Source organism: Edaphobacter bradus (assembly GCF_025685645.1).
Taxonomy (GTDB): Bacteria; Acidobacteriota; Terriglobia; order Terriglobales; family Acidobacteriaceae; genus Edaphobacter; species Edaphobacter bradus.
This window is the reverse complement of the sequence record NZ_JAGSYF010000004.1, coordinates 383,607-398,898: the sequence shown is the minus strand read 5'-3', so window position 1 is coordinate 398,898 and position 15,292 is coordinate 383,607. Positions and strand designations below refer to the sequence as shown.

10 protein-coding genes are annotated in these 15,292 nt (G+C 61.8%); 8 read left to right on the top strand and 2 right to left on the bottom strand.

Annotation, left to right across the window (positions count from 1 at the left end):
- Positions 1-505: 505 nt before the first annotated feature.
- On the top strand, positions 506-1,567 hold the full coding sequence (locus tag OHL16_RS16715) for a hypothetical protein (RefSeq protein WP_263368323.1): 1,062 nt from the start codon (positions 506-508) through the stop codon (positions 1,565-1,567).
- Here OHL16_RS16715 and OHL16_RS16710 read toward each other — a convergent pair whose 3' ends face one another.
- Positions 1,568-2,998 carry a CehA/McbA family metallohydrolase gene (locus tag OHL16_RS16710; protein ID WP_263368322.1) on the bottom strand — a complete coding sequence of 477 codons (1,431 nt, stop codon included), beginning with the start codon at positions 2,996-2,998 and terminating at the stop codon, positions 1,568-1,570.
- Between the two features lie 331 nt (positions 2,999-3,329).
- Here OHL16_RS16710 and OHL16_RS16705 point away from each other — a divergent pair, with 331 nt between their 5' ends.
- From OHL16_RS16705 to OHL16_RS16680, 6 genes are all read left to right on the top strand, one after another.
- On the top strand, positions 3,330-5,141 hold the full coding sequence (locus OHL16_RS16705) for a CRTAC1 family protein (RefSeq protein WP_263368321.1): 1,812 nt from the start codon (positions 3,330-3,332) through the stop codon (positions 5,139-5,141).
- A gap of 159 nt (positions 5,142-5,300) precedes the next feature.
- Entirely contained in the window at positions 5,301-7,457 is a 2,157-nt protein-coding gene (locus OHL16_RS16700; RefSeq protein WP_263368320.1) for a tetratricopeptide repeat protein, read from the top strand.
- Entirely contained in the window at positions 7,454-7,786 is a 333-nt protein-coding gene (locus tag OHL16_RS16695; RefSeq protein ID WP_263368319.1) for a c-type cytochrome, read from the top strand. The genes OHL16_RS16700 and OHL16_RS16695 overlap by 4 nt, the downstream gene beginning before the upstream one ends.
- Before the next feature lie 63 nt (positions 7,787-7,849).
- The gene (locus tag OHL16_RS16690) at positions 7,850-10,789 is read left to right on the top strand and encodes a sensor histidine kinase (RefSeq protein WP_263368318.1); all 2,940 of its coding nucleotides are present in this window, start codon (positions 7,850-7,852) and stop codon (positions 10,787-10,789) included.
- Positions 10,782-11,408 carry a response regulator gene (locus OHL16_RS16685; protein WP_263368317.1) on the top strand — a complete coding sequence of 209 codons (627 nt, stop codon included), beginning with the start codon at positions 10,782-10,784 and terminating at the stop codon, positions 11,406-11,408. Before OHL16_RS16690 ends, OHL16_RS16685 begins: the two co-directional genes overlap by 8 nt.
- Before the next feature lie 11 nt (positions 11,409-11,419).
- The gene (locus OHL16_RS16680; protein ID WP_263368316.1) at positions 11,420-11,935 is read left to right on the top strand and encodes a hypothetical protein; all 516 of its coding nucleotides are present in this window, start codon (positions 11,420-11,422) and stop codon (positions 11,933-11,935) included.
- Positions 11,936-11,938: 3 nt separating this feature from the next.
- Here OHL16_RS16680 and OHL16_RS16675 read toward each other — a convergent pair whose 3' ends face one another.
- Positions 11,939-13,576: a uroporphyrinogen-III synthase gene (locus OHL16_RS16675; protein WP_263368315.1), complete on the bottom strand. Its 1,638-nt coding sequence runs from the start codon at positions 13,574-13,576 to the stop codon at positions 11,939-11,941.
- 376 nt (positions 13,577-13,952) lie between these two features.
- Here OHL16_RS16675 and OHL16_RS16670 point away from each other — a divergent pair, with 376 nt between their 5' ends.
- Positions 13,953-15,266 carry an EAL domain-containing protein gene (locus OHL16_RS16670; protein ID WP_263368314.1) on the top strand — a complete coding sequence of 438 codons (1,314 nt, stop codon included), beginning with the start codon at positions 13,953-13,955 and terminating at the stop codon, positions 15,264-15,266.
- Positions 15,267-15,292 lie beyond the last annotated feature (26 nt).

The window sequence follows — 15,292 nt, the reverse complement described above, 5'->3', positions numbered from 1 at the left end:
TATCAGAGATAGGTATCTCAAGCGATAGGTCATAGAGGTCCTCTACTGCGCCAGCTTAGTCCGTCCCTGCGATAAGCAATAAGTCGTATGGCTATCAGCTGACGGTTTCGATCTGCCTGCACTATTCTGGCCCTGGATTTCTTCAGGAGAACAAACAATGTCAGGTCAGGCTCTCCTGTCGACATCCCTCCCGCGGAAAGGGAAGGGATGTCGCGGAATTGTCTTTCACAGCCCTCTTTTATGCCGTACATGTTAAGCGCGGGCGGCGCCCAGATAGAACTTTACGCCGGCGTTCGAAGAGGAGCTCGTCTTTAAGAGTTGAGATGCTCTCTAGTGAGAGGGGGAACTCTCGGGTTACATAAGCTCCGAGAAAGGGTCGGCCGAGATCCCCGAACGCCGAAAAGTTCAAAATCGTCCACTAGGGCCGGTATCCTTGCAAGGGATGCTGGAATCCCTCTCCCAATCCGTTCCGCCTCCGCGTGATAGTCCGGCGCTGTCTGGGTCCGTGCTTGTACTGATCCAGTTCGACGTCTGTGAGGAGATCCTCCTCGACAAGCTCAGGCAGATCATCAGCGCCTCCATCGTCGCGCAACCGGCGTTGAAGCATCCTACCCCCAGCTACATCCGTTTCCAAAGGCCTCCCGTCATCGAGCCCATTGAGCCGCTGGTGCTCGAAACTGGTCAAACCCTTCAAGGCGAGATCAAGTACTACGACTACGGGGTCATCAGCGTCGTCTTCCAGCTTCCCTTCTACGGGGATTGGGAGATGCTCATCCGGCTCGCCAGCCACTGGGTCTGGGACGTCGACTTCGCCGGCAATGCCGGCCGCATCGTCCGCCAGAAGCTCGAGCACGCCCGGCCGGCACTAATCAAGGAGTATCCGGAGTTTCTCAGCGAGGACTACTTCATCTTTCACCTCCGCGAGGTGACTGGCCGTCCTTCTGCAGGCGAGCTCGTCCAAATCCACGGCAGCCGCATCGCGCAGGTCGTGCGCGGAGACACCATGCCGCTCTCCGACGGAGAGTGCCAGGAGGTCCTTCAATCGCGCATCTCCTACTATCCCGACGACCTGGCCGTCATCGGCTGGAACGCCGCTATCGTCTATGACACCACCACCGGCGCAGAGACCGCCATCCAGCTGCTTGAGTACGCCAACTCGCAGCTGCTCGAGTTCCGCCACTACGACGATCTGCTGTCGAAGCAGCTTGACTCCGCCTACGACTCGCTCGAGGGAGGAACCGGAATTCTGGCGCGCTGGCGTATGGCCCGCTCCGCTACTCGCCTTTACACGGTGCTGCTTGAGGTCGTGGAACTGACCGAACGCGCCGACAACGCCATCAAGTTCCTCAGCGATATGTTCGCCGCGCGCCTCTACAAACTGGCTGCGTCCAAAGTCGGCGTGCCTGACTACAAAGACCTCGTCAAGCAGAAGATCGACACCGCCGAGAATCTCTACCGCTTCATGGTCGATCAGTTCAACCAAAGCCGGGCTTTCTTTCTGGAGTCGACCGTGGTCATCATCCTCGTCATCGAGCTGATCTATCTCTTTCTCGGTAAGCCGTTCTGATCATAGGTTCAGATATATAGGATTCCCTAGGATCAGCAGAGCCCCATCGGCCGCGCGGACATTTACCCGGACCCAGTGCCGCTTCCCATCCGCTTCGTAGTCAAACTCGCGCGTCTCAGTGTGCTCCTTCACTACCGAGGCATCCAGCAGAGTCGTCACCTCGCCATCACGAATCACCTCGGCGTGCGCGCCCTCCAGTCCATTCATCGTCAGGACAAGGTGCACGTTCGCGCCTGCAACAGGCGCAATCGCATCACCCATCATCACTGTTTTGCCGTCAGCCTGCGCGGTAAACTCGATTCCACGATCCCGCGTACCTTGCACATCGACAAACACGTGCCCAGTGCGAATCCCCTCAAGAATCGCCCGCTCGGAAAGTTCCGCCGCATACACCACCGTTGCTGGATACCCGACGGCCGAATGCGCCTGTGGGTCCATCGTCGCATTGTGGTTGTCACTTCCGCCAACGCCTGTCAGCCGAAATCCCCGATTCAGCTTCTCCTGCCAGAAGGCGACGCCCGACATCGGCCCATCCAGCGTTCCTCCATTGATAGCCTCCACAGCTCCCACGCGGCTGTAGTCGGTATCCTTCGCCGCCCACCCGCAGCCCATGCAGGCGCTTCCTGATGGCAGCCCAGGATGATTGATTGAGAACATCCCGTGCAGCTTCTCCGTCTGCCGCTGGATGTCGTCGATCGATACATGCCCCTTCTCCAGGCGGAAGTCGATGAACTCCGTCGTGCCGTAGACGTTCGCGTGCCCCTCAAATGTCGTGATCTCACGTCCCGGGATCAGCAGAAGACGATCAAAGTACGGCTGCAGCTCGCGCATCGCGTCATAGTGCGAGATCGTGTTGTGGTCGCTGATGGCGATGAAGTCCAGCCCCCGCGCAGTCGCGGCCTCCACCGTCTTGTACAGCGGGCAAGGCACCTTCGCTCCCGACTGGCTCAGGCACGACCCATCGCTGTGCGCGTCGTGCATGTGCAGATCGCCGCGATACCACGCCGCGCCAGCTCGCAGCGGTGCGCGACTGAAGGTCGAGGCCGCGGGCGCTTCTCCTGAACGCTGAAGATGAATCGTCGCAACATACTCCGACTTGACCCCATCCCCAATGCTTGGCACCCCAAGAATGAGCTTCCATGTCCCGGGGCGGATCGGTCCCGGCAGATACGATGGCGTCGCGTCTGTCTCCGAAACCGTGAACCAGCTCTTATTCCCGCCGCTCCATCCGCGAAACCGCTCGCCGTCAAATAGCCCCAGATCGATCGTCGTGTGCTGATCGCGCCCAGTGTAGGAAAAATCGACCGTCACGCGGACGACACTGGCCCCCACCTCGAACGGAACCTCGACGTAGCTCTCGCGGTCCTTACCCGTAATGGTGCCGCGCAGAACAAGATCAGCCTGCTGCGCGCTACAGAAAAGATCCGTCACCAAGCAAAATAGCCAGACCGACGCAGCCCACTGCAGCGCGGTTCTACGGGAACGAAACATCATCTCCAAAACGAATAACCTCTCTGAACTCTTTGCACCAGCCGACCATCTTACACGCGCATCGTGACTCGCCGGTGACCCGCAGATGTTGATCCATCGAAGGTTGGAGGCGGAGATCAACCGTTGCGTGGTAAACATGTTGCTGGCCGGTTCACCAAGACGTGCCTGCCATTCAAAAGGACCCCGGATGCCTATTTGCTGCTCCATTCGTCTTCGACCGTCATTGTCCCGATTGTCCCGCGCTCTCGCGCCTCTGGCCCTACTTCCCCTCATGCTGCCGCCAAATTGGGCAGCGGCCCAGACGACACAATCTCCCGACTCGCAATCGAGCCGCCCGCAGGAAGGCGGCCAGCCCCCGGCAGCAGGCGGGGTCAATACCGGCGGAGCCCACGCCGCCATCTTTGACCAGCAGCGTCGCCCCATCACCGCCGGCGGCTTCGTCAAGACCGGCCCCATCGTCTTCCAGGACATCTCAGAAAAAGCGGGCCTCACCACCTGGACCCACAAGATGGGCACGCCTGAGAAGCGCTACATCATCGAAGCCAACGGCTCCGGAGTCGGCCTGATCGACTACGACAACGACGGCTGGCTTGACATTTACCTCGTCAACGGCTCAACCTACGAAGCCGAGGCCGGCAAGGCTCCCGCGCCCAAGGCCGCGCTCTTCCATAACAACCACGACGGAACCTTCACCAACGTCGCCGAAAAAGCAGGCGTCACCAACGACCGCTGGGGCGTAGGCGTCGCCATCGCTGACTACGACAACGATGGCTGGCCCGACATTTACGTCTCCAACTTCGGCAAGAACCGCCTCTATCACAACAACCACGACGGCACCTTCACCGACGTTGCCGAGAAGGCAGGCGTCACTCTCGGCAACTGGTCCACCGGAGCCACTTGGGGCGACTATGACGGCGACGGCCGCCTCGACCTCTTCGTCCCTGGCTACGTCCACTACGACCTCGCGAACCCGCCGTCATCCGGCAGCACGAGCGCCTCCTATGCCTTCTGCCAGTTCCGCGGCGAAGAGGTGATGTGCGGCCCGCGTGGCCTGAAGGGTGAGCCCGACCATCTCTTCCACAACAACGGCGACGGCACCTTCACCGACGTAAGCGAAAAGGCCGGCGTCGCCGACAAGCCCGGCTACTACGGCCTCTCATCTGTCTTCGTAGACATCAACAACGACGGCAAGCCCGACCTCCTCGTCGCCAACGACTCAACCCCCAACTATCTCTACATCAACAAGGGCGACGGCACCTTCGAGGACGACAGCTACGCCTCCGGCTACGCCCTCAACGAGAATGGCCGCGAGACCGCCTCCATGGGCATCGCCCTCGGCGACTACATGAATAACGGCCTCCTCGACGTCTTCAACACCACCTTCTCCGACGACTACAAGCCGCTCTATCGCAACGACGGCAACGCCAACTTCACAGACATCAGCTATCAGATGGGCCTCGGCGAACCGACCATCCCCTTCCTCGGCTGGGGCAACGCCTTCTTCGACTACGACAACGACGGCTGGAAAGACCTCATCTTCGTCAACGGGCACGTCTATCCGAAGGTCGATCATATGCCCTGGGGTACAAGCTGGGCGGAGCGGCCACTGCTCTTTCACAATCTCGAAGGTAAGAAATTCGACCTGGTCCCAGCAGTCGAAGGCACCGGCCTCGCCGAAGTCTTCCGCGGCCGCGGCATGGCCGTCGGTGATCTCTTCAACGACGGCAAGCTCGACGTCGTCGTCAACGTACTCGACGGACACCCCGTCCTTCTCCGCAACGTCTCGCCCGACACCCATCACTGGATCGAGCTAAAACTCGTCGGCGGCCCGAAGAGCCCGCGCGACGCAGTAGGCGCCACCGTCTACCTCACTGCTGGCGGAAAGAAGCAGCGCGGCGATGTCATCTCCGGCGGAAGCTACGCCTCCACGCACGACCCGCGCCTCCACTTCGGTCTCGGCGACGCAACAACCATCGACTCGGTTGAAGTCCACTGGCCCAGCGGCGTAAAGGAGACCTTCACCATCACGAAACCCGACCAGATCGTCACTCTCACCGAAGGTAAAGGCGACAAGAAGCCATAGCTTACTCGCCGGCTATCCATCTCAACCTTTCGATGGATAGCCAACTCCTCCCCCGGCTCTCTACAATCTTTGCTTGCCATGAAACTCCAGGTCCTTCGGCGGCGAATCGGTCGCATTCTCATTAGTGCATTACTGGGCGGAAGCTTGGCCTGCGGCATCATGGCCCTGCGCACGGGTCCGGCCCACGCGGAGAATGACCCCGCCACTCCCTCGCAACGGCAAATCTACTCGCAGTCCATCGCTGAGCACTACGACTACCGCTTCGGTGCCAACCAGCCCTTTCTCCCCTCGCTCGCTACCACCGACACCGGCGAGTTCATCAACTCCAAAGCCTTCCCCACCGCCAAATACTGCGGCCACTGCCACCAGGAGGCCCACGCCGAGTGGCGCCAGTCCGCGCACGCCAACTCCTTCCGCACTCCCTGGTACACCCGCAACGTTAACCTGCTCATGGCAGAAAAAGGCATTGAGTACGCTCGCCACTGCGAGGGATGCCACAACCCCACCGCTCTCGTCTCTGGCGCCATGACCAAGGGCTCAACCATCAATCGCAAGTTCGACGAAGACGGCGTCACCTGCTCGGTCTGCCACGCGATCCAGAAGGTCGACACCCGCGGCACCGGAAGCTACGTCCTCGCCCAACCGGCCGTCCTCGTCGACGAACACGACCAGCCCATCTACGGCGAGGTCTCCGACAAGGAGATCCTCACCCACCTCGACCGCCACTCCAAAGCGGTCATGAAAGACTTCTACCGCACCAGCGAATATTGCTCCGCCTGCCACAAGGCCGCGCTCCCGCGCCAGCTCAACGACTACAAATGGCAGCGCGCCATCTTCCTCTACGATGAGTGGCAGCTCTCCAGCTTCGCCAAGCAGTCGCCGCTTCCCTTCTACACCAAGGACTCCGTCTCCACCTGCCAGACCTGCCACATGGCCCGCGAGCCCCTTGGTGCCATCCCCGACTACGGAGCAAAAGACGGCAAGCTAGCCTCCCACCGCTGGCTCGGAGCCAACACCATCATGGCGAAGTTCTACAACTACGACGTGCAGATGGAAAAGACCGTCGCCTTCCTCAAGAACAACGTCTTCAACGTGGACATCTTTGGACTTGAGAAGAACGGCAGCAGGATGATCGCCCCCCTCGGCACCGAACCCGTTTCCATCGCACCCGGAGACATCCTCACCGCCTCCATCGTTATCCAGAACAAAGGCATCGCCCACAGCCACGTCCCCGAGCAGCGCGATATGTACGAGAGCTGGGTCGAGTTCGAAGTCACAGACTCCACCGGCCGCGTCCTCACCCACTCCGGAACCATCGAGCCCAACGGCGACCTCGACCCGCGCGCCCACTCCTTCACCAACCGTCTCGTCAACATCAAGGGTGAGATCAACGATCTCCATCAGGTCTGGAACAACCGCGTCGTCGCCTACAACAACACCATCTCTTCCGGCCGTTCGCAGATCGTCCGCTACCAGTTCAAAGTTCCCACTGACGCAAGAGGCCCCATTACCGTCACCGCAAAGGTCAACTACCGTCGCTTCGATCAGCACTTCATGGACTTCGCCATGGGCAAAGATCACTACCCAATGCCCGTCGTCGATATGTCCTCCCGCACCCGCACATTTTCGCTCGGCGAGAATCCCGCCACTCCGCCAGACCCGCAGGACAACCCCCTGTGGATGCGCTGGAACAACTACGGCATCGCCATGCTCGACGCCCAGCAATACTCCGAGAGCGTCCATGCGTTCGAGCAGGTCGCCAGGCTCCGCCCCGACTACCCCGACGCTTTCACCAATATCGCCATCGCCAACTTCTCCTGGCAGCGTTATGACGACTCCCGTACCAGCCTCACGAGAGCGCTTAAGCTCAGCCCGCACAACGCGCGCGCTCTTTATTACCTCGCGCTGGTCGAGCGCAATCAGGGCAACCTCGATGCCGCCATCGCCGACCTCCGCGAGGTCATCGCACAGTTCCCGCGCTCCCGCGACGCTCACCGCGAGCTCGGCTTCTCCTTCTACCAGCAGCGCAAATACAACGAAGCCCGCGCCGAGTACGAGACCCTCCAGACCATCGACCCTGACGACCTCGCCGCCCACTACATCCTCTCCATCGTCTACCGCCGCCTCGGCATGGCCGACAAAGCCTCACACGAGGCCGCCATGTTCGCCGATCAGAAAGACGACCCTACCGCCAGCACCTACGCTCTCGACTTCCTGCGCAAGCACCCCGAGGTCGCCTCCGAGAGCGTTGTATGGCACACCCACAGCGATCTCGAAGCCGCACCATCTCACGGGAGCAACGCACCGGCCCAATGAAACTCCGCACTCCCGCACTTTTCTTCGCGCTCGCGGCCTGCCTGACATGCCTCGCAGCTCAGCCCGCCCAGGCCAACGATCCCCGCACCCGCGGTGCCCTCGCCTTCTCTGAGAACGGCTGCACTCGCTGCCACGCCATCCGGCATAATGGCGGAACCAAGGGCCCTGACCTCTCCGGTGTAGGCCGCCGCCGCAGCGATGCCCAGATCCGCACTCAGATCATCGAAGGCGGCAAGCAGATGCCACCCTTCGGCGACGTTCTCCAGGACTCCGAGCTCGACGACCTGGTTACCTATCTGCACTCCTGCCGCGACAAGACAAAAAAATAGCCGCGAAACAATTCGACGCAGCAAATAGCTGCCGCACGCACTACCATGCAGAGAAACACTCGCATGAACCCCACCCGCCTCCATCGCGCACTGCGTTCTGCTCTGCTGACACTTCTCTGCTCGATCGCGCCCTGCATGGAGACACACGGACAAGGCACAGGCCCATTAGGCCACCAGTCGTGGACCACCGAGAACGGCCTGCCCCAGAACAGCGTCCACCAAATCTTCCAGACCCAGGACGGCTACATCTGGATCGCCACCGAAGGCGGAGCCGCGCGCTTCAACGGCATTGACTTCAAGATCTTCCACCACGACGACACGCCAGCCTTCGCAAGCGACGACGTCTGCTGCTTCGCACAGGCCCGCCAACCCGGTAGCCCGCTCTGGATCGGCACCTCCGACGGACTCCTGCAATACTCCGCCGGATCATTCCGCCGCTACACAACCTCCGAAGGCCTGCCCTCCAACGACTTCCTCTCTCTTGCCACCGCAGACGACGGCTCCCTTTACCTCCTCACTAGCAACGGCCTCGCACACTTCAACGGTAAGAACTTCACCACGATCTCCGCACCGGGGTCCGCCTCGGCGCTCGTTACCAGTGAGAGCGGCAATCCCTGGCTCGTCACCTCCTCCGGTCCCTTCGAGCTTCAACCGAACCGCGCACTCCCCCACGCGCTTCCACTTCCCTTGCCGGCCGAGCCTCTTCAAGGCGCCGGAACGTTGCCGAATCACGGAGCATGGCTGCGCACCTCCACAACTATCACCCTTCTCAGCGATGGCCACGCGCGCACTCTCACTGCGGGCCGCGATCTCCCCGGCACGCGCATCGAATCCTTCTTCGCCGACTCGCGCGGCCTGTTCTGGATCGGCACCAACCGCGGCCTCTTCATGCTCAGCAACACTGCGGGCCAGCCAATCCTCGAACCTTCCCTCAGTGCTAACAGCATCCTCTCCCTCTTTGAAGATCGCGAAGGCAATCTTTGGGCAGGCACTGAAACGGCAGGCCTCTTCATCCTCCGTCAGCAATCGTTCGTCACCATCCCAGCACTCTCCGACCAGGTCATCACTTCCATCACCCAATGCGGCGACGGAGCACTCTGGGCCGGCACTAACGGCGACGGCCTCGACCGCTGGCAGAACAACGCAGTCCAGCACCTCTCTACGAAGAACGGCCTCCTCAGCGAGATCGTCCTCGCCCTCGCGCCCGGCACACAGAACAGCCTCTGGGTAGGCACGCCAGACGGCCTCAACCGCATCCAGGGCGGCCACGTCGAAGCCTTCACCTCAGCCGACGGCCTCCCCGACGACCTCATCCGCTCGCTACTCCTCGACTCCGACGGCACACTCTGGATCGGAACCCGCCGCGGCCTCGCTCACTGGCACGACAACATCTTCACCACCTACACCCACGCGAACGGCCTCGGCAGCGACCTCGTCGGCGCGCTCGTTCAGCCTCACAGCTCGCGCGATCTCTGGATCAGCACACTCGATGGCCTCTCGCTGCTGCACAATGGTGCCATCACTACCTACACCACTCGCGACGGACTCTCCGGCAACGTCATCACCTCGCTCTACGAAGACCCGCAAGGGGCGCTCTGGATCGGCACAAAGGGCAACGGCCTCTCCGTTCGTATCAAAGGACACATCACCTCGCTGCAGCGCGCCGACCTCCCGCAGACCATCGACTCCATCCTCGGCGACGGCTCCAACCTCTGGCTCAGTTCAAGCCGCGGCATTGCCCGAGTGCCGCAGTCGCAGCTCATTGCCTGCGCCGTATCCGGTTCCTGCGATCTCCACGCCAACATCTACGGCCGCTCCGATGGCATGCCTACCGAAGAGACCACTTCCATCGGCCATCCCGCGGCATGGCGAACCGCCGACGGCCGCCTCTGGTTCGCCACACGCAAAGGCGTCGCCATCGCCGATCCCTTGCACCTTCAGGAGAATCGCATCCCTCCACCAGTCGTCATCGAGCGCTTCACTGTCGACGACGCGGAGTTGCCAGTCGCGCAACCCATTCCATATGGCCACAGCCGCTTCGTCTTCCAATACGCGGGCCTCAGCTATACCGCGCCGTCACGCATCCGCTACCGCTACATCCTCGAAGGCTTCGACAAACAGTGGACTGAGGCCGGAACGCGCCGCACCGCGTACTACACCAGCCTCCCCGCGGGCCACTACACCTTCCGCGTGCAGGCCGCCAACAACGCCGGCGTGTGGAACGAGACCGGCGCCGCCCTGTCCCTCTCGGTCCGCCCGCCCTTCTACCGCACACTCTGGTTCATCCTTCTCGCCGTCACCGCGCTCATCGCCCTCGGCATCCTCCTCTACCGTCTGCACCTCCGCCGTCTCCGCTCGCAGTTCGCAGCCGTGCTCGCTGAGCGCAACCGAATGGCCCGCGAGATCCACGACACACTCGCACAGAGCTTCGCCGGAGTCTCTGTGCAGCTTGAACTCATCTCGCAGCTTCTCGCGCAGTCCCATCCCTCCGCTGCCAGCCAGCAACTCGACCGGACTCGCGCCTACGTCCGCGAAGGGCTCGCCGAGGCTCGCCGCAGCATCTGGAACCTGCGCGCCGTCACCGCGCAGAACACTTTGCCCACGCGCCTCACGCACCTCGTCGAGCAGTCCCGCGCCGAGCCACTCGCCATCCAGCTGAACATCGGAGGCACCTATCGCCCACTCCCGCCCGCTGTCGAAGACGAAGTCCTCCGCATCGCACAGGAGGCCCTAATCAACATCCAACGCCACGCCAACGCAACCCAGGCAGCCATCGACCTGCGCTACGACACCACTCGGCTCCATCTCTCCATCGCTGACAACGGCCGCGGCTTCTCGCCCGCCACCGTCCACAACAACGGCCACTTCGGCCTGCAGGGCATGCGCGAACGGGCCGCGCAGATCAACGCTCAGTGCAACATCGCCAGTTCTCCCGGCCACGGAGCCACTGTCAGCCTCGACGTCCCCATCTCTCCCGAGAAAGGCTCCCGCAAGAATGCCTGAAAGCATCCGCATCCTCGTCGTCGATGACCACCACGTCGTCCGCCAGGGCCTCGTCGCTCTCCTCAACATCACGCCCGGGATCGAGGTGATCGGCGAAGCCAGCGATGGCCTCGAAGCCATCAGGCTTCATCGCTCTCTGCGCCCCGACGTCACCCTCATGGACCTTCAGCTCCCGAAACTCGGCGGCGTCGATGCCATCCTCCGCATCCGCGCCGAAGACCCCGCCGCCCGCTTCGTCGTCCTCACCACCTTCGACGGCGACGAGGACATCTATCGCGCACTGCAGGCCGGCGCCAAGGCCTATCTCCTCAAGGGCATGACCGTCGAAGAACTCACCTCCACCATCCGCGCCGTCCACTCCGGCAAGACCCGCATCGCCGCTCCCATCGCCGAAAAGCTCGCCGAGCGCATGAGCGGCCAGGCCCTCACCACGCGCGAGCACGAGGTTCTGGAACGCATCGTCGCCGGCCGCTCCAACAAGGAGATTGCCTCCGACCTCAACATCTCCGAGGCCACCGTCAAATCGCACATCAACAACCTGCTCGGCAAACTCGGCGTCAGCGACCGCACCAACGCCGCCACCGTAGCCATTCAACGCGGCATCGTCCATCTAAAATGAAACGGCTCTCTATGAAGACACGCTTCCTCGTTCTTGCCCTCGCGCTCACATCACCCCTCTGCCTTCTCGCGCAGAACCACGAGAACTGGCGCGCCGCCACTCCCTCCGAACTCGCCTCAGCCCTGCCCGCTCGAGCACAGGTCGAAAAAGAGCGCATCGAGACCGAGATGCGCACCGCCTCCGGCATCATCAACGCGCACGGCAAGCTCATCGCCGGAGTCGTCCTCATTACCGCCGGCTACTCCGCCGACGGGAAATATTCCCACTACCTTCTCGTCCAGTCCCCCATCACCATCGACAACATCGCCCTCACCCGCGGCAACTACGTCCTCGGTTGGCACCGCAAAGACGATGACACCCTCGCAGTCAGCTTCTACGACGCCGCCACCGGAGCCGAGCGCGGTACAGCCATCGCCCATCGCCTTCCCACTGGATCGCGCGTCGAATCCTTCCGCATCCTGCCCCCGTCCGACCACACCTTCATCCAGATAGGCCGCTTCGCCCTGCCTTACACCCTCGGCGACTGACGCTTATGAGCGGGCCTTCGCGGTCTCACGCTCCGCTGTAGCCTGCCCCTTCCTGATCTCCTCACCCAGCAGGATTACCTCAGCAATCTCCAGCATCGATTTCCGCCGCTGCCGGCTCTCCCGCTGCATCATTCGGTAGGCCTCTTCCTCACTCACCCCGAGGTCGCGCTGCAGAATCCCCTTCGCTCGCTCTACCGCCCTGCGCGTCTCCAGCCGCCCTGCAAGCTCCGTATTCTCGCTCTCCAGCCTGACGCGCTCTATCTCCGCTCCCACCAGGAAGCCGATCATCGACAGCATCCTCACTTCGTTTGCCGTGTGCTTGTACGACAGCCGATGCTGCAGATTGATGACGCCCACCGTCTTGCTAGCGCACAGAATCGGCACGCTCAGCATCGCCTCGAACTTGTCCTCCGGCACATTTTTGAACGCCTTGAACCTCGGATCTTCCGATGCGTTCGCCGCAATCGCCACAGGCTCCTTATGCTCGGCCACCCACCCCGTAATGCCCTGTCCGACTCGCATTCCCAGCCGGTCCACAAGATCCGCGTGCGGATTCTTCGAAGCACGCAGCACCAGCTTCCTCCCTTCCAGGACGTAAATGAAGCACGAGTCGCACGGAATCACCGTCGTCACAAACTCCACGATGCGATCCAGCACCACATGCAGCGAGTCCGCTGCGGCGATCCTGCTGCCAATCTCGTGCAGAAACGCGATCGGCGTCAATTCGTCACCCTTGGCGTCCGCCTTCGACGTCTTTCTCAACCCCGCCTGACGCGTGCCCGTGCTCTGGCTGACGCTGCCACGTTTCTGCTCCAGCAGCTTATGAGCCTTCTGCGCAGTCTCATTCACCAGGAATCCCATCTTCGGATGCGACGGCTCAAAGTCCGGCTTCACCCCATATCTCTTCAGCTCTTCCGTCGTCGTCGGCCCAATCGAGGCCACCACAACGGACTGCAAACCGGCAATGAGTTCCTCCTCGCACTTCATCTGGTTTGCAATCTGGAACAGATGGATCACCTGCGCCGCCGTCATGAAGAGCACAACATCGACTCCGCCTTTCGCGACGCCAAGCACCGCCTCACGCAACGGCTGGAGGTCCTCCGGCAGAGCCCACTGGTACACCGGAACCTTCGTCACCTCGCGGCATCGTTCCGCAAGGACCTCCAGCAACTCCGGATTCGACACGCCGTACTCCTGCACCGCGACCCGAAAATCGCCGAGCGTCTCGCCAAACTCGCTCTCGATGACCGACATCATCTCGCGCCACGTATTCGGCTCCGGAGCCGTCACCGCAATAGGCACGTCCAGCTCTCTCAGCGCCGCCACCGGCTTCGGCCCGCGAGCCGCAATCTTCACCTTGCGCAACGCCGCTAGAAACACCTCGCGAGGATACTGCCCCTCTGCGACCGACAACAGGGCGCGCACACCGACGCCGGTCAAGAAAATCACGAGATCGAACTCGCCCGCAATCAACCTCGCGGCAAAGTCCATTGCTGCGCGGCTCGACTCCAGCGGAACTTCACGCATCGCCGGAACAACAAGGGGTTCACCGCCGTAGGTGCGGATCAGCTTCGCCACTTCAGCGGCGCGACGCGACTCCAGCGACAAAACCCTCAATCCATCAAAACTTGCGGGTGCCATCGTTCTCTCCGAAATGCTTCCTGGGCCATCGGCTCATCGGGCGTCGTGGCCCAATCAGGACTCTTTGTGCTTATTTTCCTGCAGATACTTACTCGACGCGGAAACCGCTCAATAAGATCCAGTCTGCAATCTCTGCGCGGTAGCTTTGTCCTTAGTATCGCAGCAACCTGCCTGATCGAAAAAACCTGTCCGAAAATCGTCTCCCTACCGCCAATACAACCCGCTTACTCCGCCGACTGGCTGACTCGCCGCACTTCGCACAGTCGGCGGAGTATACATGCCCCTCTTATTGAAGGGAATACCCCTTTCATCGTGCAGGGGACTTCCACGTTACCGTTTACTATGCCCACGTTACCGTTTACTATGCTCATGACTTATGGCCGTCGATAGCGAAACTGACCTCCGCAGAGCAATATACGGCGGTGACGAGATCGTGCCTTTCTTCCAGCCTCTTGTCGAGCTGCGCACCGGCCAGCTCACGGGCTTCGAAGTGCTCGCGCGCTGGCAGCATCCTGCGCACGGCCTTGTCCCCCCGAGCGAGTTCATCCCCTTGGCCGAGAGCACCGGCCTCATCGGGCCCCTCGTCCAGAGCATGCTTCGCATCACCTTCGATGCAGCCACCACGCTGCCTGAGCACCTCACCCTCTCTGTTAACATCTCTCCGACCCAGTTCCATGACCCGTCGCTTCCCGAGCAGCTTGCGCTCGCAGCGCGCCGGGGCGGATTTCCTCTGCACCGCGTCATCTTCGAGGTCACCGAGAGCGCACTGCTACACAACATTGATCAGGCCCGGGCCATCGCCTATGAGCTCAAATCCCTCGGGGCCCGCCTTGCCCTTGACGATTTCGGAACCGGCTACTCGAGCCTCCTTCATCTCCAGGCCCTTCCCTTCGACGAGATCAAGGTTGACGCAGGGTTCGTCCAATCGATGATTCACTCTCGCGAGAGCCGCAAGATCGTCGCCGCGGTCGTCGGTCTCGGCAACAGCCTCGGACTCGTCACCGTCGCCGAAGGCGTCGAAACCAAGGCACAAGCCGACATGCTCCTCTGGCAAGGCTGCGACTTCGGACAGGGCCTCCTCTTTGGCAGCCCGGCTCCTGCGTCGAACCTCAACCGCCTCATCGCGGAGATGTCGCAGCCAGAGACCACCATCGCCGCCGACTCGCCGTCGGAACGCTCCCCCGAGCGAATCAACTTGCGCCCCAACCAGCAACTCGCGCAGCTCCAGGCTATCTACGACGGAGCGCCCGTTGGCCTCTGCTTCCTCGATCGCCACCTTCGCTACGCCAGCATCAACCAGCGCCTCGCCGAGATCAATTATCTCTCTGTCGCCGAACATCTCGGCCGTCACATCTCAGAGATTCTCCCGCAGATGTTCCAGGCCCTCGAGCCCTGCTTTCTCCGCGCCATCGAAGGAGAGTCAATCGCGGGAGTCGAGTTTGTGAGCCTCGGCCACGCTCCGGGCAAACGCGGCGACACCTTCCTCATCTCCTGCCAGCCGGCGCGCGACGAAGCCGGCGAAGTCATCGGCATCTCCGTCTCCGTCGTCGACATCACCGAACACAAACGCTACGAGGAGGCCCTCCGCACCAGCCGGAACGAGCACCAACAGCTCATTGAGGCCAGTGCTCCCATTCCTTGGTCCCCGGACGGAGACAGCGGGACCTTCACCATCCCCTCCCGCTGGTAATCCCACAAATCGCGCCGAGCCATTCC

Excerpts from the sequence above, each read along its gene's own strand:
- OHL16_RS16695 (WP_263368319.1), top strand. The coding sequence starts at position 7,454 with ATGAAACTCCGCACTCCCGCACTTTTCTTCGCGCTCGCGGCCTGCCTG.
- OHL16_RS16670 (WP_263368314.1), top strand. The coding sequence starts at position 13,953 with ATGGCCGTCGATAGCGAAACTGACCTCCGCAGAGCAATATACGGCGGT.
- OHL16_RS16700 (WP_263368320.1), top strand. The coding sequence starts at position 5,301 with ATGGCCCTGCGCACGGGTCCGGCCCACGCGGAGAATGACCCCGCCACT.
- OHL16_RS16705 (WP_263368321.1), top strand. The coding sequence starts at position 3,330 with ATGCTGCCGCCAAATTGGGCAGCGGCCCAGACGACACAATCTCCCGAC.
- OHL16_RS16680 (WP_263368316.1), top strand. The coding sequence starts at position 11,420 with ATGAAGACACGCTTCCTCGTTCTTGCCCTCGCGCTCACATCACCCCTC.
- OHL16_RS16690 (WP_263368318.1), top strand. The coding sequence starts at position 7,850 with ATGAACCCCACCCGCCTCCATCGCGCACTGCGTTCTGCTCTGCTGACA.
- OHL16_RS16675 (WP_263368315.1), bottom strand. The coding sequence starts at position 13,576 with ATGGCACCCGCAAGTTTTGATGGATTGAGGGTTTTGTCGCTGGAGTCG.
- OHL16_RS16685 (WP_263368317.1), top strand. The coding sequence starts at position 10,782 with ATGCCTGAAAGCATCCGCATCCTCGTCGTCGATGACCACCACGTCGTC.